The organism is Haloarcula vallismortis ATCC 29715, assembly GCF_000337775.1.
Taxonomy (GTDB): domain Archaea; phylum Halobacteriota; class Halobacteria; order Halobacteriales; family Haloarculaceae; genus Haloarcula; species Haloarcula vallismortis.
In genome coordinates, this window is sequence record NZ_AOLQ01000038.1 from 167,523 (window position 1) to 187,623 (window position 20,101).

A 20,101-nucleotide genomic window follows, 5' to 3' on the forward strand; every position below is an offset into this window, starting at 1 on the left:
TCGTTTATTCCCAGAGATCCGTCGAGAGATACCGTTCGCCGGTGTCCGGCAGGACGACGACGACAGTTTCTTCGGGATTCTCGGCAGCGTACTCCGTCGCCGCGTGCAGCGCCGCGCCCGATGAGATGCCGACCATAATCCCTTCCTCGCTGGCAAGGCGATGGGACGCCTCCATCGATTCCGCCTTGCTCGCGGTCCGCACTTCGTCGACGAGGTCGCGCCGAAGGATGTCCGGAACGAAACCGGGACCGATACCCTGAATGTCGTGACTGTCCGGGTCATCCGCCGAAAGCAGTTTGGACTGGTCCGGTTCAACGGCGACGGAGGTGAGGTCCGCGCCGACCTCCTCTTCGATGTACTCCGAGATGCCGGTAATCGTCCCGCCGGTCCCGACACCGGCGACGACGGCGTCTACGTCGCCGTCGGTGTCCGCCCAGATTTCCGGGCCGGTCGTTTCGCGGTGGGCCCGCGGGTTCGCCTTGTTCTCGAACTGCCGGGCGCGGACGGTGCCGGGTGCGTCCGCGAGTTCGTTCGCGCGCTCGATTGCGCCGCTCATACCGCCGTCGGCCGGCGTGAGTTCGAGCTCCGCCCCGAGTCCCGACAACAACTGCCGGCGCTCCTCGCTCATCGATTCGGGCATCGTCAGCACGCAGTCGTACCCCCGTGCGGCACAGACAGCGGCCAGCCCGATGCCGGTGTTGCCGCTGGTCGCTTCCACAACCGTCCCGTTGTCGGGGAGGTCACCGGACTCGGCGGCCGCCTCGACCATGTACAGCGCGATGCGGTCCTTGACCGAGTAGGGGTTTGCCGCTTCGATCTTGCCGAGTAGATTGTCCGCGAAGCTGTCGAGACAAACCAGCGGCGTGTCACCGATGAGCTCAGTCACGCTGGCTGCGACAGTGCCGTCGTCTCGCTGTGCGTACGACTGCATACATCGGGAAAAGACGAGTGGTCCCCCTAACGGAGTACCCAGAATACTGCGGGTCGAATACATTCACTCGGTTCCGAGTCTCCAGAAGCTTATATTGTCTCCGTACGAGCGTTCCAGTAATGCCCGAGATTACCGTCTCTGAGGGCCTGTACCGCCAGCTATCCGCCGCCGAAAACCAGGTCGACGAAGATACGCTCTGGAAGATGCTGCACCAGTTCAAGCGACAACACGCCGCCAGCGAGTAACGCCGCGGCACAGTCGTCGTTATTTGACCGGCTCGACCAACTCCGGCGAGTCGTTGGCAGGGCTGTTGACCGCTGACGAAACCGGATAGGTCTGCATCGGTCCGTCGTACGGATCGAGCAGTGCAGTCGCGTCATCGGCGTTCCCGCGTAGCCACGTCGACTCCTCCGACGGGTCGAGGATGACGGCCATCCGATGATGGAGGTCGGCGACGGCGTCGTTCGGTTCGGTCGTCACAATCGTGAATGACTCGATGACCTCGTCCTCTCCGCCCGAATCGCCGCCGCTCCCGCCGAACTCCCCCAGCCCGGTCTGGCGCTGTGGCGGCTCCCACCGCTCGTACAGCCCTGCCATCGCGAACAGGTCGTCGTCCGGCAGGGCCACGCGGTACGGCTGCTTGCCGTCGCTCGTTTCGACCCACTCGTAGAACCCGTCAGCCGGGACCAGACAGCGCCGGGACTCGTATGCCTCGGCGAACGAGCGTTTCTCGGTCAGGGTCTCGGCGCGGGCGTTGATGTGGCCGTGGTCCGTGCGGTTGTCAGCCCAGGACGGGATCAGCCCCCACTCCATCCGCTGGATTGTGCCGGACGACTCGTCGGTGATGACCGGCAGGTTCTGACTTGGAGCGGCGTTGTATCGCGATTCGTAGGCGAAGGCGAACTTGGCGTCGAACCGCGCCTCGATGTCTTCGCGGGGTGAAAACAGACTGTAGCGGCCACACATAGCCTCCGTTTGTCGTCGCCGGTGGATAAATCCACTACTCGCGCATCCACTCACTTGCCTGTGGCTCCGTCGGGTCGGTTCTGACCTCGACGAGTGTCGGCGCGTCGGTCTGAACCGCCTCGCGGACCGCTGTGTGGATTTCAGACGGCGTGTCGGCTTGCACGGCTTCCATCCCCATTCCGGCGGCGACGGTGCCGAAGTCAATCGGCGTCGTGTCCCATCCGTACGCCTGGTGACCGAGGTCGTAACTCCGGCCGGCCTCCTCGCTGATAATTGCGTAATCGTCGTTGTTGAGGACGACGACGGTGATCGGGAGGTCCTCGGCGGCCGCAGTATGGAGCTCGTGCACGCACATCATGAGGCCGCCGTCGCCAGTCAACGCGACGACAGGCGTGTCCGGGTTCGCCAACTGTGCCCCAATCGCCGACGGCAGTCCGGTTCCCATCGTCGCCCACGACCCGGGATTGACATAGCTGCGTGGTCCGTATGCCTCGAACGTATTCAGCGCCCAGACGCGGAATCCCCCGGCGTCGACAGCCGTGATAGCATCCGAAGGGACTGCGTCCCGGAGGAGTTGTAACACGTGGACAGAGGTAAGCGGTGGTTCCGAATCGACGAGCGGTTCGATACGACGTGCAGTGGCAGCACGGACAGCCTGTGCGCGTTCGGTGCCGTCCATCTTCGAGACGGGAGCGGTATCAGCAGCCGCGATTTTGTTCTCGATTGCCGTCATCGCGTCCGCGGCATCTGCGAGGATGCCGACGGTCGGGTCATAGCCCGTGCCAAGGTCGTCAGCGTCAATCGTGACGTGAACGAGCGTTTCAGGCAGTTCCACGGACCACCCGCGTGTCCCGTGTGCGTCGAGGTCGGAGCCGACAGCGAGCACAGCATCGGAGTCGGCGAGACAGTCGAGTAGTTCGGGGCTTGCACTCCCACTCAGGACGCCGGCACTGAGGTCGTGGTCCTCCGGGAGCACACCTTTGCCTTTGTACGTCGTCACGACGGGCGCGTCAAGTCGCTCGGCAAGGCTTCGGAGCGCCGCTGTCCCGTCCGATGCTCGAACACCACCGCCAGCCAAGATAAGCGGCCGCTCGGCCGCGAGAAGGTGCTCGGCGGCGGCTGTGACCTCCTGCTCTGGGACCTCGCTGGGAGACGGCGGTGCGGGTGTACTTGCACCGGCGAGTGAAACATCCATCTGGAGATAATTCTTCGGGAGTCCGACCCGGACTGGCCCCTTCGGAGGTGTCTGGGCGACCTGTACCGCCCGGTCGATTGTCGCCGCTGTCGTTTCGGGGTTTTTCAGCAGTATATTCTCTTTGACGACGTTGTCGTAGGTGTCCGGCGGGGTTTCGTGAATCGCATCGCCGCCCCGGAGCGCCGGCTCGGTTTCGATAGCGAAATGCACCAGCGGCGTGCAGTCGTTCAGCGCGTTTTTCAGGCCGTTCATCGCGTTCATATCGCCGGGACCGGGGACGACGACAGTACTCGCTATCTCTCCGCTCGTCTCTGCATAGCCCCAGGCCTGATGTGAGACCGCAGTTTCGTGTCGTGCCACGACAAAGCGGATATCGTCTCGGTTGCCGATGGCCTCGTTCAGCGGGAGGGACTGCTTTCCGGGGATTCCAAAGACGGTATCGATACCGTTTGCGACGAGACGGTCTACCACCGCCAGACTAACGCGCATACTGATTCCTCACGCGTAAGTCAATTCACGCTCGTGACTTTAGTTCGCCGCCGGCCATGCTAGACCGCGTCGGGTTACTGCAGCCACAGGGAGGGCAGAGACAACTGAGTCCTGCACGGCCCGCGAATTTAAATCCGAAAGCGCCCAACTACGTGACAGATGACCACGGACCCCTCGTTCAGCATCCCAGCCCACCCACAGCGGCGCTTTCCCCACGGGAGCGGGGTCGAGTACGAGGGCGGGACGGAGTTCGAACTCATTCCGGAACGGGAGCAGGCGACGCCGGACCTCGTGGAGACAGTCGTCGACATTCTCGGGGCTGGGCCGTACCGCTTCGGTGATTTCCACGACCTGCCGATGCCGCTGTGGCTGGTCCGCGACGAGGAGACGACCGACGTGTTCCGCGTCGCGGTCCGTGACGGGACAGTGCGATTGCACGTCTTGCCGACCACAGAGTCCGACGGGCTACAGCGCTTCTTCGAGCGCCTGTGTGAGACCAGCGAGGGGGAATCGTGGGCCGTACAGCGCCACGTTGACGGGCAGTAGCCGGAGCCGGAGTAGTGCGGACCCAAAACCGTCTTACACACCTGCCCCCATGTCTCCGCCATGACCGTCTCTCGCGAAGTCGAGCTAGAGGGCCACATCATCGACTCCGGGATGATGCAGTCCTGTTTCGGCATCATCATGGATCTGGGCGGCTCCTTCTCCGTCCAGGAGTTCGATATCGGCCGCCACAAGGACGAGGAGTCCTATGCCCGGATGCTTGTCGAAGCCGACGACGAGGCCCAGCTGCAGTCGATTGTCCACGAACTCCACCAGCACGGCGTCAACCCCTCGGACCCGAAAGACGCCACGCTCGTCCCCGCGCCCGACGACCAAGTCGTCCCCCACGGGTTCTACTCGACGACGAATCACCCGACGTACATCCGCCACAACGGCGAGTGGATCGAGGTCGAGGATATGGAGATGGATTGCGCCGTCGTTGTCGAGGATGGCGACCCGCCGCGAGCCTACACCAAGGTTCTCAACGCCATCGACGAAGGCGACATGGTCGTTACCGACGAAACCGGCATCAAGGTCCAGCCGCCGGAACGCCCCCGTGACTCCGGCGGCGCGTTCGGCTTCATGCAGGGCGGCGTCTCCTCGGAGCGCCCGTCGGAGTCGACCATCCGCAAGATCGCGAACGCAATCAAGGAGACAAAAAAGGAGGGCGGCAAGGTAATGGCGGTGTGTGGGCCGGCACTCATCCACTCCGGCGCGCGCGAGGACCTCGCACGCCTGGTCCGCGAGGGGTACGTCGATATGCTGTCAGCGGGGAACGGCTTCGCAGTCCACGACATCGAGCGAGACATCTACGGCACGTCGCTCGGGATGGACACCGAGAGCTTGGACCATCCCCGCCACGGCCACAAGCACCACATCTACGCCATCAGCGAGGTCATCCGCGAGGGTGGCATCGAGGAAGCCGTCGAATCGGGGACCATCGAGTCCGGCGTCATGTACGAGTGCGTCGACAACGACCGTCCGTTCGTTCTTGCAGGCTCTATCCGCGACGACGGCCCGCTCCCGGACACGGTCACTGACGCCGTCGAGGCCCAGAACGCCATCCGGGAGCAGGCCCACGAAGCCGACATGGTGTTGATGCTCTCGACGCTGCTGCATTCGGTCGCCGTCGGCAACTGTCTCCCCTCGACGACACGGACCGTCTGCGTCGACATCAACCCCGCGACGGTGACCCAACTGCTCGATCGCGGGTCCGCACAGGCGGTCGGGATGGTCACCGATATCGGCACGTTTGTTCCGATTCTGGCCGAGCAGTTGTTGGGTGAGGAATAGGCCGACCACGAGCGAGTGGTCGTTTTTTCGTTCGCATTTTTTGTACTGATTCTGGACAGCAGTTGTTTCAGAGAGAGTAACATCGGCCACAGCGCTTTAGACAGCAATGTACCCGCAACTACTGTTTCACGCGTCACCAATTATCACTCGCTGACCGGTCGCGAGATGCTTATTACCCGCCATCCGATACTCCTTCTATGACCGCTCCCGCGCGGCAGTTCACGCAGCTTTCTAGCGGTATCTCTGGCCTTGATTCGCTTCTCAGAGGTGGACTAGTAGAAGGGCGACTCTATCTCGTTATCGGGCCGCCCGGAACCGGCAAAACACTGCTTGGCACGCAGTTTCTGGAAGCGGGGCTTGAGGCGGGCGACGACGTGCTGTTCATCCACGCCGAAGAGTCGGCTACCGATTTGCTGGCCAACACCGCCGAACTCGGTATCGATATCGCCGACGCGACGTTTCTCGACGTCGGCCCCGACTCAGAATTCTTCGAGGAAGCCGAGTCGTACGACGTGGTCAAGCCGCGCGACGTCGAGGACGGCCACCTGATTTCGGATATCCGCGAGGCCATAGAGCGGGTCGACCCGGACCGCGTTCTCATCGACCCCATCACGCATTTCCAGTATCTCGAACCGACCGAGTACCAGTTCCGCAAGCGCGTCATCTCATTCGCACGCTTCCTGCAGGACAGGGAGACGACCGTGCTGGCGACCAAGACGCCGAGCAACCAGATGGACAGCCAGCTCAGGTCACTCAGCGACGGCATTATCTCGCTCAGTTACGGCGACGAGAGAGCTGGCCGGCGGATTCGACTGCGCAAGCATCGCGGCATCGGCCAACAGGACGGGTCGCATGGGATGGAAATCCGCCAGTCTGGCGTCGAGGTCTACCCGGCGCTCGAACCGGAACGGCGGACGCGGTCGTTCGACCCGACGCAGTTTTCCGCCGGGGTTCCGGAGCTGGACTCGCTTCTGGATGGCGGGCTCGAACGCGGGACAGTGACGATTCTCAGCGGCCCCTCTGGCGTTGGCAAATCGACGACGGCAACGGAGTTCCTGGCCTCCGCAGCGGCAGACGGGTCCCCGGGGCTTGCCTACCTGTTCGACGAATCAATCGACACGTTCACACACCGGTGTGAGACGTTTGGACTGCCACTCTCGCGATTGCGCGATGAGGGAACGCTTCTCGTCGAGGAGGTCGAATCGCTGGCGCTGTCCCCCGAAGAGTTCGCGAACCGCGTCAAGACCCAGACAGCGGAGCGTGGGGCCGAACTCGTCGTAATCGACGGCATCGCGGGCTACAAGAACGCAATCAAACACGGGCATGACGGCGTGGAACTGCGGCGGCGGCTCCACGCTCTGACGCAGCATCTCACGCGCGGGAACACCGCAGTCATTCTGATAGACCAGCGCAGAGACGTGACGGGCCTGCACGAACCGACGAGCGAGAACGTCAGTTACCTCGCCGACAACATCGTCTTCGAGAACTACATCGAGGTCGAAGGGGAACTCCAGCGGGTCGTCGGCGCGTTGAAGAAGCGCGTCGGCGGGTTCGAGACAGTCCCCCGCCGGTTCGAGATAACGGCCGACGGCTTGCAGGTCGGTGACCCCGTCTCAGGGATGCACGGCGTGTTCGAGGGCGTTCCTGAACAGCACGGCGAGGATACCAATCAGTCGTCCACTCGCTAACCACCGATGGCTGATATCCAGTTACTGCTTGCCGGCGATGGTAATCGGGACGCACTCGCCTCCGTCGTCGCCGAACACCACACGCCGATCACGGACGACGAGTTCCGGGAGGTGGATCTCCACATCGTCGACGAAGCGTCGTTTCCGAAATACAGGGCGGCGATAGAGCAGTACAAACACCGGGCAGATCCGGTGTTCTGTCCCGTGATTCTGGTCCGTCGCGAGGGGCGGCCAGCCAGTGTCGACCTGCCCGATATCGACGACGCCGAGCAGCCACTCGTCGTGAACGACATCGTGACGGCACCGGTTGACACGCAGGCGCTCTTTCGAACCATCGTGAACCTCCTCGCACGCCGGAGTCAGACTGAAGACCTCGTCGCGGACCTCCGGGAGCAAAACAGCGAACTCCGGCGGTTCAGAAACGCCGTCGAACACGCGGGCCACGCGATTCTGATAACGAACACTAACGGCGTCATCGAGTACGTTAACCCGGCGTTCGAGGCGTTGACTGGGTTCAGCGCCGACGAAGCGATTGGCCGAACACCACGGATACTCAAGTCAGGTGAACAGGGCGAACAGTTCTACGAGCGGCTCTGGGACACGATCTGTCGCGGCGAGGTCTGGACGAGCGAGATCGTAAACGAGCGAAAGTCCGGCGAGCGGTTCATCATCAACCAGACCATCGCCCCGATTCAGGACGCGGACGGAGCGATTCAGGGGTTTGTCGGGATGCAGGACGAAATCACCGGTCGTCGGCTGCGCGAGCAACAACTCACCGTCTTTCATCGGATTCTCCGGCACAATCTCCGAAACAACGGCACGACAATCAGCGGACGCGCAGATATCCTGTCGGAGTTAGTCGAGGACGACGACGCGCTCGACCATCTTGAGACGATCAAGGCGAACGTACAGTCCCTGCTCGATATCAGCGAGAAAGCCCACCACGTACAGGAACTGCTCGCGGACTCACTGGCCGACGATGTCGAGCGCGAACTCGAAGACGCTCTCGGTGACATCACGGACGGGCTGGCCACAGCGTACCCCGACGCCGAGTTCGTCGTCGAAAGCGACTCCCAGCCGGCGACGATAGATGCAAAGGTCGTCCCGGCGTTGCAGGAACTCATCGAGAACGGGATCAAGCACTCGGACGCATCGGCACCGCGGGTCATCGTCCGGACAGACCGCCACGACACAACAGCGACAGTGACGATTGCGGACAACGGACCGGGCGTCCCAGATCAGGAGCGGCGAGTCATCGAGGCGGCGGAGGAAAAACCGCTCGAACACGGGTCCGGGCTGGGGCTGTGGTTCGCCTACTGGCTTATCAGCTACGTCGGTGGCGATATTGACATCCAGACCGATGGTGACGGGACGAAAATCTCCGTGACTATCCCCGTGCGGTGACCGCGAGCGTCAGATAGCGACCCATGCCAGCACAATGACAGCAGCGCCGACCACCGTCGACCCGACGGCGTGCGTTCGGAGCTCATCGAGCAGGTCGTGGGAGTGGTCGTGTAGTTCACAGACCTCGTCGATTTCGCTGCCAGCCTCACAGTTCGGCAGAAAGTCCATCGCGACGTGGAGGAAGATGCCGGCGGCGAACCCGAAGATGACCGCGTTGAGAAGCGCCGATTCCGGAACTGGAAGCAGCGCGGACGGAATCGCCGTCAGGCCGACGCCGGCCGCGGGGAGCAACAGGGCAGTCGCGGACTTGTCGCTACGTCCGAGCCGCCGGGCGGCGGCGTAGCCGGCTGGCCCTTTGTGCGAGACGATAGCGAGGCCGAGCAGGATGCCCAGTTCGGGCATCGAGGCGTAGACCAGCCCGATGACCAGGCCCGCCGAGAGCGCGTGGGCGGCGATGGCGAGCGTCGTCATGTCGAAGGAGGTCTCGACGTGAGTCAGCCGGTGGCCGATAGTGTGGGTGCCGTAGCCGACGACCAGTCCGGCAGCGATACCGACACCGCCGATGCGTGCCGCGCCGGCCTGGCCCCCCAGTCCCATCGCCTGCGGGACGAGGAACATGGCCGCCGAGGTGACCATCGCCCCGCTCGCGAGCCCGTAGCCCCAGACCAGTCTGTACGGGTTTGTCTCGTCGGCCCGCGCACCGAGCCACGCGCCCAATGCCATTGCGATGAACGCAACCCACGAGATAACGAGAACCTTGCTCGCCCCGCCAGTGACTGCGACAGCAGACAGGACAATGAGGCCGACGACACTCGCAATGCCGGCGGCGGATATCCGGCCTGCATTATTAAAAACTGAGTTTGAGTTAATAGACATTACCTACACACACTGGGCTGTTACTAATAAACCCATCGGTGGCGGTCACCGTGTCGCTGATCGATAGTCGCCCCAGTCGAGGACACTGCCGTCCAGCGCTGACGGGTCCACGTCGCAGAGCGCCCAGAGGACCATTTTGGCGACGGATTCCGGGTCACGACCGCCGTCACCGGAGAGGTCTGTCGCGACCTGTCCGGGATCGACTGCACCGACCGGCGTGTCGAGTTCGGCTGCGAACCCGCGCGTGACAGCCTCCGCAGCAGCCTTCGAGACGGCATAAGAGCCGTAGCCGGGCATCCCTTCACGGGCGACGACGCCCGTCGGGACGACGATGCGGGCGTCCGGATCGAGGTGTGGCAGGGCTTCTCGGATGGTCGAGAACACGCCGCGGGCGTTCGTCCGGAGGTGGTCGTCGAAGGCGGCGTAGGACTCCTCCGTAAGCGGTGTCTCGCCGGCAGTGCCGTGGTAGACACCAGCGTTGGCGACGACGTACTGTATTGCCCCGTTGCCTGCGCGCGTGGCAGTTTCGACCAGCCGTTCTACGTCGTACTCGTCGCGTACGTCCGTCCGAATTGCGGTGACGGAGCCGCCCGCGTCCCGGATATCGGTTGCGACCGCGTCGAGTGCTTCGGCATCACGAGCACAGATGACCGCATGTGCGCCCGCACCCGCTACCGCATGCGCTATCTGCTCGCCGATACCTCTGCTCGCACCCGTGACAACAGTGGTTGCGCCGTCCATCGCTGGGACCATATCGGTGATACCGCTGCCAGCCACAAGGTCGTTGCTCTCGCCCTCGGTGGGGTGGGAGCGGTAGTCTCTTGTCGAACGCCCGCTACCGACCGGGCATGGACATCACGATTGCCGAGTCGACGGTCGAGGGGACGGCGCAAGCGCCACCTTCGAAGAGCTACACGCACCGAGCGGTGCTGGCAGCGGGCTATGCGGACGGTGCAGTCGTCCGCGACCCGCTCGTGAGCGCGGACACGAAGGCCACGATGCGAGCGGTCGAGGCCTACGGCGGCAGCGTCTCACTGGCCGACGACGAATCGACGGTCGAGGTGACGGGCTTCGACGGTCGCCCAGACACGCCGGACGATATCATCGACTGCGCCAACAGCGGGACGACGATGCGACTGGTCACCGCCACCGCCGCGCTGCAGGACAATCTGACGGTCCTGACTGGTGACGAATCCCTCCGGTCGCGCCCGCAGGGGCCGCTGCTCGATGCCCTCGAACAACTCGACGGCGACGCCGAGTCGACCCGGCGAAACGGGCAGGCCCCGCTCGTGGTCGGCGGCGGCATCGACGGCGGTGCAGTCGAGATTCCCGGCGACGTGTCCTCACAGTACATCACTGCGCTGCTGATGGCTGGGGCCGTCTCGTCGGCGGGCATCGACATTGACCTGACGACCGAACTGAAGTCCTCACCGTACGTCGACATCACGCTGGAGGTGCTGGCCGACTTCGGCGTCGACGCCGAGCAAACCGATGCCGGGTTTGCCGTCGAGGGCGGCCAGTCCTACGCGCCCGACGGCGGCGACTACAACGTTCCCGGGGACTTCTCGTCGATGAGCTATCTACTCGCAGCGGGCGCACTTGCCGCCGAGGACGGTCTGTGCGTCACGTCGGCGTTCCCAAGCGCACAGGGCGACGCCGCCATCGTCGACATCCTCGACCGGATGGGGGCCGACCTCAACTGGGACAAGGAAAACGGTGAAATCACCGTCTCGAAGTCCGAGCTGACCGGTATCGAGGTCGGTGTCGAGGACACGCCGGACCTGCTGCCAACCATCGCAACGCTGGGGGCGGTCGCCGACGGCGTGACCCGGATCACCGACGCCGAGCACGTCCGGTACAAGGAGACCGACCGCGTGAGCGCGATGGCCGAGGAACTCACCGAGATGGGGGCCGAGGTCGAGGAGAAACAGGACGAACTCATCGTGTACGGCGAGGACAGTGACCTCGTCGGCACGACCGTCGGGGGCCGCGCGGACCACCGAATCATCATGTCACTTTCCGTCGCTGGCCTCGTCGCCGACGGCGAGACGACAGTGACTGGCGCTGAACACGTCGACGTGTCCTTTCCGAACTTCTTCGACGTGCTCGATTCGCTCGGTGCTGCTGTCCAGCGATAAGCCCCAGCAGGCGTGAGTACACCGTGTTTTGCAATGAAAGAATATTACGTATCTGACAGATGAGTGTGCTTATATTGGATGAGAAATATTTACAACACACGTTGTGAATCGAACAGGCGTCTCTGAGCAATCTACTTCGGAGGCCACGACAGTCCTCTACGTCGATGACGACCAGTTGTTGCTCGATTTGCAGGCGGATATCGCCGACGAACGCGAGGCTATCGAACTAGTTACGACATCGAACACCGACCGGGCGGTGTCACTGCTGGCTGACCGCGGGTTCGACTGCGTGGTGGTCGGAAGCAGGCGAACTGTCTCGACACCGGGCAGGTTCGCTCGTGAAGTCCACACGGAATATCCGGAGGTGACGCTGGTCCGGTACACCTGGGAGCCGTGGCAGGGCGACGCGGGCGAGGTGTTCGATGCAGTCTTCAAGAAACAGGTCAAGTCAGCGGGGACAGTGCAACTTCTCGACCGCGTCAGGTGGCTCGACGACTGACAGGCGCATCTACAAGGTTCAAATGCCCGCAACCCCGACACCACTGTAATGAACGGCAACGAGTTCGGTCGTCTGTTCCGCATGACGACCTACGGCGAGTCTCACGGGGAGGCGATGGGCTGTACTGTCTCCGGCGTTCCGGCGGGCGTCGAACTCTCCGAAGAGGAGATACAGAAAGACCTCGACCGGCGCAAACCCGGGCAGTCGATGATTACCACCTCCCGCGGCGAACCGGACAAGGTGACGATCAACTCCGGGATTCAGGACGGCTACACCACCGGGACACCCATCGGGATGGTCATCCAGAACAAGGACGCCCGCTCGGGCAAGTACGAGCCCTTCATCACGGCTCCGCGACCCTCCCACGGCGACTACACTTACTCCGCGAAATTCGGGACCCGGAACTGGGGCGGCGGCGGCCGCTCATCCGCTCGCGAAACTGTCAACTGGGTCGCCGCCGGCGGCGTCGCCAAGCAGGTACTCGAACAGTCCGATTATGATGTCCAGATCAAGGCCCACGTCTGTCAGATCGGCGACGTCGAGGCCGGGCCGGTGACTTTCGAGGACATGCTCGAACACAGCGAAGAAAACGAGGTTCGCTGTGCCGACCCCGAGGCCGCCGAGGAGATGCGCGATGTGGCCGACCAGCACCAGAAGGAAGGGGACTCCATCGGCGGTGCGATTTACTTCGAATGTCGTGGCGTCCCGTCGGGCCTCGGCGCGCCGCGGTTCGATAGCTTCCCGTCACGTCTCGGCCAGGCAATGTACTCCATCCCGGCCGTCAACGACTTCGAGTACGGCATCGGCCGCGAGGCCCGGACGACCAAGGGCAGCGAATACACCGAGAACTGGGAGTTCGACGAGGACGGCCACCCGACGCCCGTGGGCAACGACCACGGCGGCATCCAGGGCGGCATCACGACCGGCCAGCCCATCTACGGGGAAGTGTCGTGGCACGCACCCGTGTCGATTCCCAAGACCCAGGAGACGGTCGACTGGGAGACAGGTGAGGGCAAGGAAATCACCGTCACCGGCCGCCACGACCCGGTCCTGCCGCCGCGGGCGGTCCCAGTCGTCGAAGCCATGCTCGCCTGTACAGTCCTCGACTTCATGCTGCTTGGCGGTCGCATCAACCCCGACCGACTCGACGGCCGGCCCGGCGAGTACGACACCGACTACCACCCGTCCAGTCCACAGAACGACCCCGAGGACGCGGATACCCACGCGAAAACTATCGACGACGACTAACATGGACGCACACCAGGAGTCCAAGTCGAACCCGTTCGGAATGGACGAGGAGTGTCAGAACTGCCCCGCGCTCTGTGAGACACGTGAGAACGTCGTCCATGGCTACGGCGACGTTGGCGCTGAGTTCATCGTCCTCGGTGACTCGCCTGCGGCCGGCACGGACGAGTCAGGCATCCCCTTCACTGGTGAGCGCGAGCGCGAACTGCTCGACATCCTCGCCGCAGTCGACATGTGCTCGGACCCAGACGCCGACAGACCACAGTTGGAGAACACCTTTCTGACCTACGTGACCCGCTGTCGCCACCCAGACAGGGCGGCCACCGACGAGGAGGTCGTCAACTGCGAGCCGTACCTCAACAGCGAGATACGGATGATTAACCCCGAAATCCTGCTCCCAGTCGGGCAGCGCCCCCTCGAAGAACTGGCCTTCGAGTACACGACGATGAGTGAAGACGAACTCGACATCAAGGACCGGCACGCCACGACGATTCGCGGCCGCGGGTTCGAAATCCTCCCGATGATTCCGCCGAGCGAACAGACCGACGAGGAACGGACGGCGTTTCTGGACCACTTCAGCGAGACACTCGGACAGGACTACCGCCAGACGAAGGGCCGACGCGGGCGGTAGTCAGGTCTCAGACCGGATTTCGGTTTCAACGGCCTGAAGCAACTCCTCCGGGCTCGAGACTGTTCCGTACTCTGTCGCTGCCTGCAACCGGTTTTCGGCGTCGTGGCGGTACTGGTCCGCCTGTGTCGATTCACCCTGTTCGCTGGCGTAGGTCATGCCGCTGAGCCATTCGGCAGCCTGCCAGAGACAGGTCGCCTTTTTGCGCGCGCGTTCCGACAACTCGGCCAACTCACTGTCGTCTGCTTCACGGACAGCCGTCGTGAACTCCTCGACGCCTTCCTCGAAGTCCGCTGCGGCACTGTCGAACCCACCCCGAGCGAGCGCCATCTCCCCGTCTTCGACGGTCGCCAGTGCGTCGGATAGCTGTCGGCGTGCTTCACGATACCGGATGTAGCCGACATGGTACGCCCGCTGTGCCGCTGCGGTCCCGGACAGCGTGGCTTCTCGTTCACAGTCACGACACACGATCTTCGGTTGCGACTCTCCAATAACACGGTACTCCGACCCACATCCGTCACATCTGTAGGTCTGGGATTGCTCCATATAGTTTCTCTTAGTTATCAAATACTGCTCACATCTTATAATTGTTCTGTAGCTGCGCGGGAACACAAGCGACTAATCACAGTCGGGCCGAGAGGACAGTATGACTACGGTAACTGTGCTGGCTGACCCGCCAGTCGAAGGGTTCGTGTTACAGGATCTGGCTGGCGGCATCTTAGACGACGCCGAGGCTGCCGAGCTATACGAAGCCATGTTGCTCGACGTCTGTCGTGCGGTGGAGATCAGCGGTGCCGAGTTGTTGGTGAACTACCGTCCCTCGGAACAGGTCCCGGACGGCGTAGACTCCGAGGCTGCGGTGCGAGAGCCAGTGACGGAGGCCCTCGAATCACCGGGCAACGCTCGATTCGAGGTACAGGTCGGTTCGACGTACGCGGGTCGGGTCGGCAACACGGTGACTCACCTCCTTGACCGGGAAGACATCGCAACTGTCGCCGCCGTTGAACCAACAGCGGCGCTGTTGACCCGCCAGCTCATCGACAGTGCGGCGATGAAACTCCGGTCTAGCGGGGTGGTTCTTGGCCCCGCTGCGGACGGCCGCGTCTACTACGCCGGCTTCGGCGAACCGATAGATTTCGAGGACAGCTACGCTACCCCGGCAATCGAAACCATCGGCGAGCGGGCGGCGGATGCTGGTCTCGACGTGGACTTTCTCCCATCCGCAGCCGTCCTCGAGACGCAAGCAGATCTCAAGACCATCGTGCCGCTGCTACGCGCCAGGAATCGGGCTGGTCGGGTCGTACCGCAACGAACGATGGCGTATCTCGATGACCTTGGAATACGTGTTGCCGACGACGACGGCGAGCCGAGCGTGGTCCGAGAGACCGACAGGCCTTAGAAGGCCCACCGAATATGCTTGACTGCGGTGGGATGGCAGAGCGGCCTATTGCGCCTGCCTTGAAAGCAGGTATCCTCACGGATTCCTGGGTTCAAATCCCAGTCCCACCGTATTTTGCCACGAACAAACCGTGAGTGGCAAATACATCAACTGGAATCTGAGCCCTGCAAGTCGCAGCGCACGAACACAGTGAGTGCAACGTCTTGCTCTGGTTCAAATCCCAGTCCCACCTATTGCTCCGAGCAAATACGTGAGGAGCCACCGGTACGTGCTAGCGCTCTGAAGCCGACGAGTCCCAGCCCGCACAACGACGTGAGCAGGACCGTCTCGGCTCGGTTCAAATCTCGCCCACAGTAACGTTCTGTCCAATCCAAGCAACCCTAAAACAGGATCGCAGAATTCACTGCCTTCTGATTCGTAGGGGTTGTTTACCAGATTAAAGCAACCGGGCGGTTTTATGTCGATAGTCTGGTTATGTCCGAGTAATGGTACGTGAAGATAGGTCCCCAAGACAGCATCTTCCGGGTCTGCTAATCATCTGTGCCGTTGCCCTCCTCCTCGCAGCCACGGCAGCAGGCCCCGCTGTTGCTGATCCGAGTCTGATCGTGTCCGACGCGTCGAAAGACGCCGACACGATATTGGTCGGTGAATCGGTAAACATCACGGCAACGGTTGCAAACATCGGTAGCTCAGGCGGCGCGGCGACTATCGAGTACAGGGTTAACCGAACGACAAGAGCGAGTGAACGGGTGGTCCTCGACGCCGGTTCGTCAGTCGAGCGGACACGGGCGATAGAGTTCGACACTCCCGGAACATACAGCATAACAGTTAGGAGTGGCCCGGAGAGGTCGGCTGGGAATGTCAGTGTCAAGCCGGCGATTGTCGAGACGACGCGTCCGGACCCGAATACGCGACAGCTTAGGATACGCGCCGGGACAGTCTCGACGAACGACCCCTACGAACTGAACGTGTCGGGGCCGACGAACCAGTCCTTCGCCGTCCAGTCCTGGACCGTCAACCCATCACAGCAAGCGTTCACGCAGGACGTGACCGAGTACACCGATCCCGGAGCGGCAGGTATCCCGGTTCCGTCCGGGGATGACGCGTCGGTGTTCGGCGTGGTGACTGCTAGCTCATCGGACGGGGTCGAGCCGTCGTCGATGCAGTTCACGGTAGACCGTGCAACACTTCAGTCGGCCGGAATTACCGCGTCGGATGTCCGCGTGTATCACCGCGTGAACGAGTCCTGGGAGGCCGCCGAGACAAGCGTCGTGTCGGAGCAACCCGACCACGTCGTCTACGAGGTAGATACTAGGGGAGCGTCGGCCTACGCCATCGGTCGAATCGAACCGTCCTTTACCGTCACACGGACGTCAGTCGTTAGCGAACAGGCGTCAGACGGCCATCGAGTAAGCATCAGGGGAACCGTCAAAAATGACGGCAGTGCCTCAGGTACGTACGACGCGCAGATGCTGGTCGACGGGGAAGTCGTTAACGAGACGTCCGTGACTGTTCCGCCGGAGACCGAACAGACAGTGACGCTATCGACGGTCATGACGACGCCGGGACAGTACCAGATCGGCTTCAGCGGTATCGAGGCTGGCGAAGTGCGGGTGACCGAGAGCCAACTCCAGACCAGCGGAGACGGCGGTGCCGAACCAGAAGCGGAGCCGACGGGCACAGAGTCAGCGGTCCAGACCGAACCCGCGGTCGACGGTGACGGCGGATTCGGGCCGCTCCCGGCAACAGTTATGGGTATCAGTACGGTGCTGATCCTTGGCGGACTTCTCGGTGCGTTACTCCTGTTTGGCCTCGTCATCGTGATCCTCCGACGGGGTGGCAGCCGAAACGATAGCGGCTTCGAACTGTAGGCGGGGAGAGAAACCCTTTTTATGCCAGTGTCCAGAGAACCGCGTATGGATTGGCCACACGATCCGGACGGTGAGGAAGGAAGCGAGGGCCGGCGCAAGTACGGCCACGCTGTGCTGGCGAAGAAAGTCGACGAAGACGAGGACTTCCCACTGACCGCCGCGGAGTACGTCGAACAGTACGGCGACCACCCGGTTCGGATCGACTACGAGACGGTCGTTAGCGTGGCAGACATCTTCGAACATGTCGACCAAGAGGAGTTCGAGGACTTCCCTGATTTCCACAAATCGCTCGGGCGCGCGCTGCGCGAGGCAGACTGGTGGCCATACAGACTCGAACAGGCCTGATTGTGTAGTGTGTGGGCACGACACATACTTGTGGGTGGACGGTGTAGCGTCGCATATGGCGACGACATCTTCAGGCGGTGACCGCGCCGAACAGGGGCTTCCCGAGAACGTTGTTGCCGACCTGCTGTCGGATGACATTCGCCGTCACGCGCTGGTGATACTGGCTGAGCGCGATGAGCCGGTAGTCGTGTCGGATCTCGCGGCGGCGGTTCTGGCGGCCGAGCGTGGCATTGAGCCAGCGGCAGTTCCGGACGCTGCGAGAGACGAACTCACCGAGGAACTGTTCACCGAGCACCTTCCAAAGCTGACGGCAACAGATATCGTTACGTACGACTCAATGGTTGGGACCGTCGAGATACAGCGGTGTGACGTAGTACCGACTGACCGCCGTTGAACTGGTCCTGGCGTCCGGAATCCGACACCGGTTGAATCGGATAACAGTGCCCTCTGCCGGAGCATTTCGATAGAGCAATACCTGTTGCTTCCAAACTGTCGATGGACAGTGACTAACACCCAGATAACCCATATACAGATTGACAACTACGGACCGTGGACCGTGACGCCGGAACCCCGCCGTGAAGTCGATCTTCAGACACTCCAGTCGAGACTGTACGCTGACCTCGCACAACTGTTCGGGAACCGCGACGGCTACATCTTCTTCTCGCGGTTCGACAACATGATCGCCGTGACGAATGGACTGGACGAGGAAGCACACGCCCTCATCCAGGAATCCGTCGGCAACCGCTACCCGGTGACGATGAGCCTTTCTGTCGCGACAGGAACGACGCCCGTCTCGGCGCTGGGGACGGCGACGGAACAACTGCAGGAGGCCGGTAGTGCACAGGACAAGAGTCGACGAGAAGTGCTACGCGGTCAGACAATCGACGAGGAGTTCCGAAAGTCCACAGACGTACAACTCGCGCATTTCGATGTCGACGACGCGACCGAGAAGTACACCGACCAGCTCAACGAGTTCGACACGTTCATCCAGATCGAGCAGGGGTACGCGGCGCTCATGAAGTATATGCGTGAGGCCCACGACTCGCTGTCGTTTTTCGTCGGCGGGGATAACGTCATCGCAGTCTGCCCGGACTTAGACGAGGCGGACTACCACGACGCAATCGACCATGTTCGCGAAGCAGTCGACGTGGATCTGAAAGTCGGTGTCGGACGCGGACGGACAGCAGCTACGGCCGGGATGGACGCCAAGCACGCGTTAGAGACCTGTCGGGCGACCGGAGAGGCCGTCACCATCGAAACCGAGACAATTGAGTAATTTGTGAGTCACGCGATATAAACATAGTGGAGGTATCTTTTAGACCGGTCGTGTGGTAACCACACACATGAACGGTGAGGTCACTGTGCGGGAGGTTATGAATCGAGAGTACGTCGGTGCGAGCGAGTCCGACGACCTCCTCGAAACGACGGAGTTGCTGATCCGTGAGGACCAGCATCCGATTCTCGTGTTGCGGGGGAACGAACCGGTCGGCGTCGCGACGGACAGGGACGTGCTGGCATACATCGTCGACGGCGGCAACCCGGACACCGCCACAGTCGGCGACGTGATGCGCGAGTCCATTCCAACGATTGACCCTGACGCCGGGCTTCCGGAGGCCCGCGACCAAATGGCGACGCGGTCGGCCGAATTCCTCTTGGTCACGGCGGACAGTGAACCACTCGGAACGCTGACCGAGCACGACATCCTCTCGACCGCGAGACTGGAGAGCGAGTCGACAGACTTCGTAGAGCAGCCCTCGCCGGTTGCAACGACCGGTCAGGAAGCCACCACAGACGGGATGCAGTCCGCCGCCGAGGATTCGTTCGATAGTCAGGGCATCTGTTCTGCCTGCAGCACGTTTACACGGGACCTGGCGTCGTTCAACGGGCAACTCCTCTGTGCAGACTGTCGTGATGTCTGAGCCGCGTCAGTCGGTCTCCGCTCTCGTAGCGGACAGATACGGCGGTGTAGCCGAACTGTTTTGACCGTACGACACCGAGTACCACCGTGGAGATTGCTACCGCCTCGATGGATGACGTGGACACCATCGTCGACCTGTGGGTCCGACTGGCGGAGAGCCAGCGTGCCCACGGGTCGCACCTGTTCGGAGACCGGAACCGAACCGCGGTTCGAGAGACTGTCGTACAGCGCGTCGTCGCCGAAAACGTCTGTATCGCCCGCATAGACCGACGCGTCGTCGGGTTCGTTATGGTGACTATCGACAGCGGCCGGTACGAACAGGACGAGACGCGGGGCATCATCGAGAATATCTTCGTCGAACCAGTCCACAGGAGCCAGGGAATCGGCGGCGAACTGCTCGAGACGGGAGAAGAACTACTTCGCCAGGCCGGTGCGGATATTCTCGCGCTGGAGGCGATGGCAGACAACGAGTCTGCCCGACAGTTCTACCGCGCACACGGCTACGCACCACACCGGGTCGAGCTCGAAAAGCCAACCGAAAACGATACTCTCTAAACGGTCCCCACACAACGCTGGTATGTAACCGCGCCAGGGGAGCTTGGGTGGTCCAAGCACTCGACTTGTAATCGAGAGTTCGTGGGTTCAAATCCCACCCCTGGCTCTAGGTTTTTAC

The 20,101-nt window shown here is 62.3% G+C and carries 22 protein-coding genes and 2 tRNA genes; 18 read left to right on the plus strand and 6 right to left on the minus strand.

Going from position 1 to position 20,101, the window contains the following annotated elements:
- Positions 1-4: 4 nt before the first annotated feature.
- Positions 5-931 carry a cysteine synthase A gene (cysK, locus tag C437_RS09540; protein WP_004516737.1) on the minus strand — a complete coding sequence of 309 codons (927 nt, stop codon included), beginning with the start codon at positions 929-931 and terminating at the stop codon, positions 5-7.
- 119 nt (positions 932-1,050) lie between these two features.
- Here cysK and C437_RS21095 point away from each other — a divergent pair, with 119 nt between their 5' ends.
- Positions 1,051-1,176 carry a hypothetical protein gene (locus C437_RS21095; protein ID WP_004516738.1) on the plus strand — a complete coding sequence of 42 codons (126 nt, stop codon included), beginning with the start codon at positions 1,051-1,053 and terminating at the stop codon, positions 1,174-1,176.
- 19 nt (positions 1,177-1,195) lie between these two features.
- Here the strand turns inward: C437_RS21095 and C437_RS09545 are convergent, their stop codons facing one another.
- Entirely contained in the window at positions 1,196-1,897 is a 702-nt protein-coding gene (locus tag C437_RS09545; RefSeq protein ID WP_004516739.1) for an SOS response-associated peptidase, read from the minus strand.
- Between the two features lie 34 nt (positions 1,898-1,931).
- Positions 1,932-3,581 carry a thiamine pyrophosphate-binding protein gene (locus C437_RS09550; protein ID WP_004516740.1) on the minus strand — a complete coding sequence of 550 codons (1,650 nt, stop codon included), beginning with the start codon at positions 3,579-3,581 and terminating at the stop codon, positions 1,932-1,934.
- A 159-nt stretch (positions 3,582-3,740) separates the two neighbouring features.
- Between C437_RS09550 and C437_RS09555 the strand changes: the two genes are divergently transcribed.
- From C437_RS09555 to C437_RS09570, 4 genes are all read left to right on the plus strand, one after another.
- Positions 3,741-4,127 (plus strand): hypothetical protein, encoded by a 387-nt coding sequence (locus tag C437_RS09555; protein ID WP_004516741.1) that lies wholly within the window; start codon positions 3,741-3,743, stop codon positions 4,125-4,127.
- Between the two features lie 60 nt (positions 4,128-4,187).
- Entirely contained in the window at positions 4,188-5,417 is a 1,230-nt protein-coding gene (locus C437_RS09560) for an ornithine cyclodeaminase, nickel-pincer nucleotide-dependent (RefSeq protein ID WP_004516742.1), read from the plus strand.
- Positions 5,418-5,614: 197 nt separating this feature from the next.
- Positions 5,615-7,105, plus strand: coding sequence for an ATPase domain-containing protein (locus C437_RS09565; protein ID WP_004516743.1), 1,491 nt, complete (start codon positions 5,615-5,617; stop codon positions 7,103-7,105).
- A 6-nt stretch (positions 7,106-7,111) separates the two neighbouring features.
- Complete coding sequence (locus tag C437_RS09570; RefSeq protein WP_004516744.1) at positions 7,112-8,509, plus strand: PAS domain S-box protein; 1,398 nt, start codon at positions 7,112-7,114, stop codon at positions 8,507-8,509.
- A gap of 9 nt (positions 8,510-8,518) precedes the next feature.
- Here the strand turns inward: C437_RS09570 and C437_RS09575 are convergent, their stop codons facing one another.
- Both C437_RS09575 and C437_RS09580 read right to left on the minus strand, forming a co-directional pair.
- Entirely contained in the window at positions 8,519-9,385 is an 867-nt protein-coding gene (locus tag C437_RS09575) for a ZIP family metal transporter (RefSeq protein WP_004516745.1), read from the minus strand.
- A gap of 45 nt (positions 9,386-9,430) precedes the next feature.
- Entirely contained in the window at positions 9,431-10,138 is a 708-nt protein-coding gene (locus C437_RS09580; protein ID WP_206537045.1) for an SDR family NAD(P)-dependent oxidoreductase, read from the minus strand.
- A gap of 95 nt (positions 10,139-10,233) precedes the next feature.
- On the opposite strand from C437_RS09580, the gene aroA reads away from it, so the two are divergent.
- The 4 genes from aroA (at position 10,234) to C437_RS09600 (ending at position 13,898) form a co-directional block, all read left to right on the plus strand.
- Positions 10,234-11,523, plus strand: coding sequence for a 3-phosphoshikimate 1-carboxyvinyltransferase (gene aroA, locus C437_RS09585; protein ID WP_004516747.1), 1,290 nt, complete (start codon positions 10,234-10,236; stop codon positions 11,521-11,523).
- Positions 11,524-11,626: 103 nt separating this feature from the next.
- Complete coding sequence (locus C437_RS09590; protein WP_004516748.1) at positions 11,627-12,022, plus strand: hypothetical protein; 396 nt, start codon at positions 11,627-11,629, stop codon at positions 12,020-12,022.
- Between the two features lie 48 nt (positions 12,023-12,070).
- Positions 12,071-13,270, plus strand: coding sequence for a chorismate synthase (gene aroC / locus C437_RS09595; protein ID WP_004516749.1), 1,200 nt, complete (start codon positions 12,071-12,073; stop codon positions 13,268-13,270).
- Position 13,271: 1 nt separating this feature from the next.
- Positions 13,272-13,898 (plus strand): uracil-DNA glycosylase, encoded by a 627-nt coding sequence (locus C437_RS09600; RefSeq protein ID WP_004516750.1) that lies wholly within the window; start codon positions 13,272-13,274, stop codon positions 13,896-13,898.
- Here the strand turns inward: C437_RS09600 and C437_RS09605 are convergent, their stop codons facing one another.
- Positions 13,899-14,441: a hypothetical protein gene (locus C437_RS09605; protein ID WP_004516751.1), complete on the minus strand. Its 543-nt coding sequence runs from the start codon at positions 14,439-14,441 to the stop codon at positions 13,899-13,901.
- A 100-nt stretch (positions 14,442-14,541) separates the two neighbouring features.
- On the opposite strand from C437_RS09605, the gene C437_RS09610 reads away from it, so the two are divergent.
- From C437_RS09610 to C437_RS09650, 9 genes are all read left to right on the plus strand, one after another.
- Entirely contained in the window at positions 14,542-15,294 is a 753-nt protein-coding gene (locus C437_RS09610; RefSeq protein WP_004516752.1) for a hypothetical protein, read from the plus strand.
- Between the two features lie 26 nt (positions 15,295-15,320).
- Positions 15,321-15,404, plus strand: a tRNA-Ser gene (locus C437_RS09615).
- Between the two features lie 495 nt (positions 15,405-15,899).
- Positions 15,900-17,165 carry a CARDB domain-containing protein gene (locus C437_RS09620; RefSeq protein ID WP_004516753.1) on the plus strand — a complete coding sequence of 422 codons (1,266 nt, stop codon included), beginning with the start codon at positions 15,900-15,902 and terminating at the stop codon, positions 17,163-17,165.
- Positions 17,166-17,210: 45 nt separating this feature from the next.
- Complete coding sequence (locus C437_RS09625) at positions 17,211-17,510, plus strand: DUF5785 family protein (protein WP_004516754.1); 300 nt, start codon at positions 17,211-17,213, stop codon at positions 17,508-17,510.
- A 55-nt stretch (positions 17,511-17,565) separates the two neighbouring features.
- Entirely contained in the window at positions 17,566-17,904 is a 339-nt protein-coding gene (locus C437_RS09630; RefSeq protein ID WP_004516755.1) for a DUF7344 domain-containing protein, read from the plus strand.
- 108 nt (positions 17,905-18,012) lie between these two features.
- Positions 18,013-18,786 (plus strand): GTP cyclohydrolase III, encoded by a 774-nt coding sequence (locus C437_RS09635; protein WP_004516756.1) that lies wholly within the window; start codon positions 18,013-18,015, stop codon positions 18,784-18,786.
- 67 nt (positions 18,787-18,853) lie between these two features.
- Positions 18,854-19,429 carry a CBS domain-containing protein gene (locus C437_RS09640; protein ID WP_004516757.1) on the plus strand — a complete coding sequence of 192 codons (576 nt, stop codon included), beginning with the start codon at positions 18,854-18,856 and terminating at the stop codon, positions 19,427-19,429.
- An 86-nt stretch (positions 19,430-19,515) separates the two neighbouring features.
- Positions 19,516-19,983, plus strand: coding sequence for a GNAT family N-acetyltransferase (locus tag C437_RS09645; RefSeq protein WP_170832133.1), 468 nt, complete (start codon positions 19,516-19,518; stop codon positions 19,981-19,983).
- Between the two features lie 32 nt (positions 19,984-20,015).
- Positions 20,016-20,089 (plus strand) — tRNA-Thr (locus C437_RS09650).
- The last annotated feature ends 12 nt before the right edge of the window (positions 20,090-20,101 follow it).

Bases quoted from the DNA above. Each gene is read 5' to 3' on its own strand.
- C437_RS09570 (WP_004516744.1), top strand. From the start codon at position 7,112: ATGGCTGATATCCAGTTACTGCTTGCCGGCGATGGTAATCGGGACGCA.
- C437_RS09610 (WP_004516752.1), top strand. From the start codon at position 14,542: ATGACTACGGTAACTGTGCTGGCTGACCCGCCAGTCGAAGGGTTCGTG.
- C437_RS09555 (WP_004516741.1), top strand. From the start codon at position 3,741: ATGACCACGGACCCCTCGTTCAGCATCCCAGCCCACCCACAGCGGCGC.
- C437_RS09550 (WP_004516740.1), bottom strand. From the start codon at position 3,581: ATGCGCGTTAGTCTGGCGGTGGTAGACCGTCTCGTCGCAAACGGTATC.
- aroC (WP_004516749.1), top strand. From the start codon at position 12,071: ATGAACGGCAACGAGTTCGGTCGTCTGTTCCGCATGACGACCTACGGC.
- C437_RS09545 (WP_004516739.1), bottom strand. From the start codon at position 1,897: ATGTGTGGCCGCTACAGTCTGTTTTCACCCCGCGAAGACATCGAGGCG.
- C437_RS09630 (WP_004516755.1), top strand. From the start codon at position 17,566: ATGGCGACGACATCTTCAGGCGGTGACCGCGCCGAACAGGGGCTTCCC.
- C437_RS09565 (WP_004516743.1), top strand. From the start codon at position 5,615: ATGACCGCTCCCGCGCGGCAGTTCACGCAGCTTTCTAGCGGTATCTCT.
- C437_RS09580 (WP_206537045.1), bottom strand. From the start codon at position 10,138: ATGGTCCCAGCGATGGACGGCGCAACCACTGTTGTCACGGGTGCGAGC.
- aroA (WP_004516747.1), top strand. From the start codon at position 10,234: ATGGACATCACGATTGCCGAGTCGACGGTCGAGGGGACGGCGCAAGCG.
- C437_RS09560 (WP_004516742.1), top strand. From the start codon at position 4,188: ATGACCGTCTCTCGCGAAGTCGAGCTAGAGGGCCACATCATCGACTCC.
- cysK (WP_004516737.1), bottom strand. From the start codon at position 931: ATGCAGTCGTACGCACAGCGAGACGACGGCACTGTCGCAGCCAGCGTG.
- C437_RS09600 (WP_004516750.1), top strand. From the start codon at position 13,272: ATGGACGCACACCAGGAGTCCAAGTCGAACCCGTTCGGAATGGACGAG.
- C437_RS09625 (WP_004516754.1), top strand. From the start codon at position 17,211: ATGGATTGGCCACACGATCCGGACGGTGAGGAAGGAAGCGAGGGCCGG.
- C437_RS21095 (WP_004516738.1), top strand. From the start codon at position 1,051: ATGCCCGAGATTACCGTCTCTGAGGGCCTGTACCGCCAGCTATCCGCC.
- C437_RS09605 (WP_004516751.1), bottom strand. From the start codon at position 14,441: ATGGAGCAATCCCAGACCTACAGATGTGACGGATGTGGGTCGGAGTAC.
- C437_RS09640 (WP_004516757.1), top strand. From the start codon at position 18,854: ATGAACGGTGAGGTCACTGTGCGGGAGGTTATGAATCGAGAGTACGTC.
- C437_RS09575 (WP_004516745.1), bottom strand. From the start codon at position 9,385: ATGTCTATTAACTCAAACTCAGTTTTTAATAATGCAGGCCGGATATCC.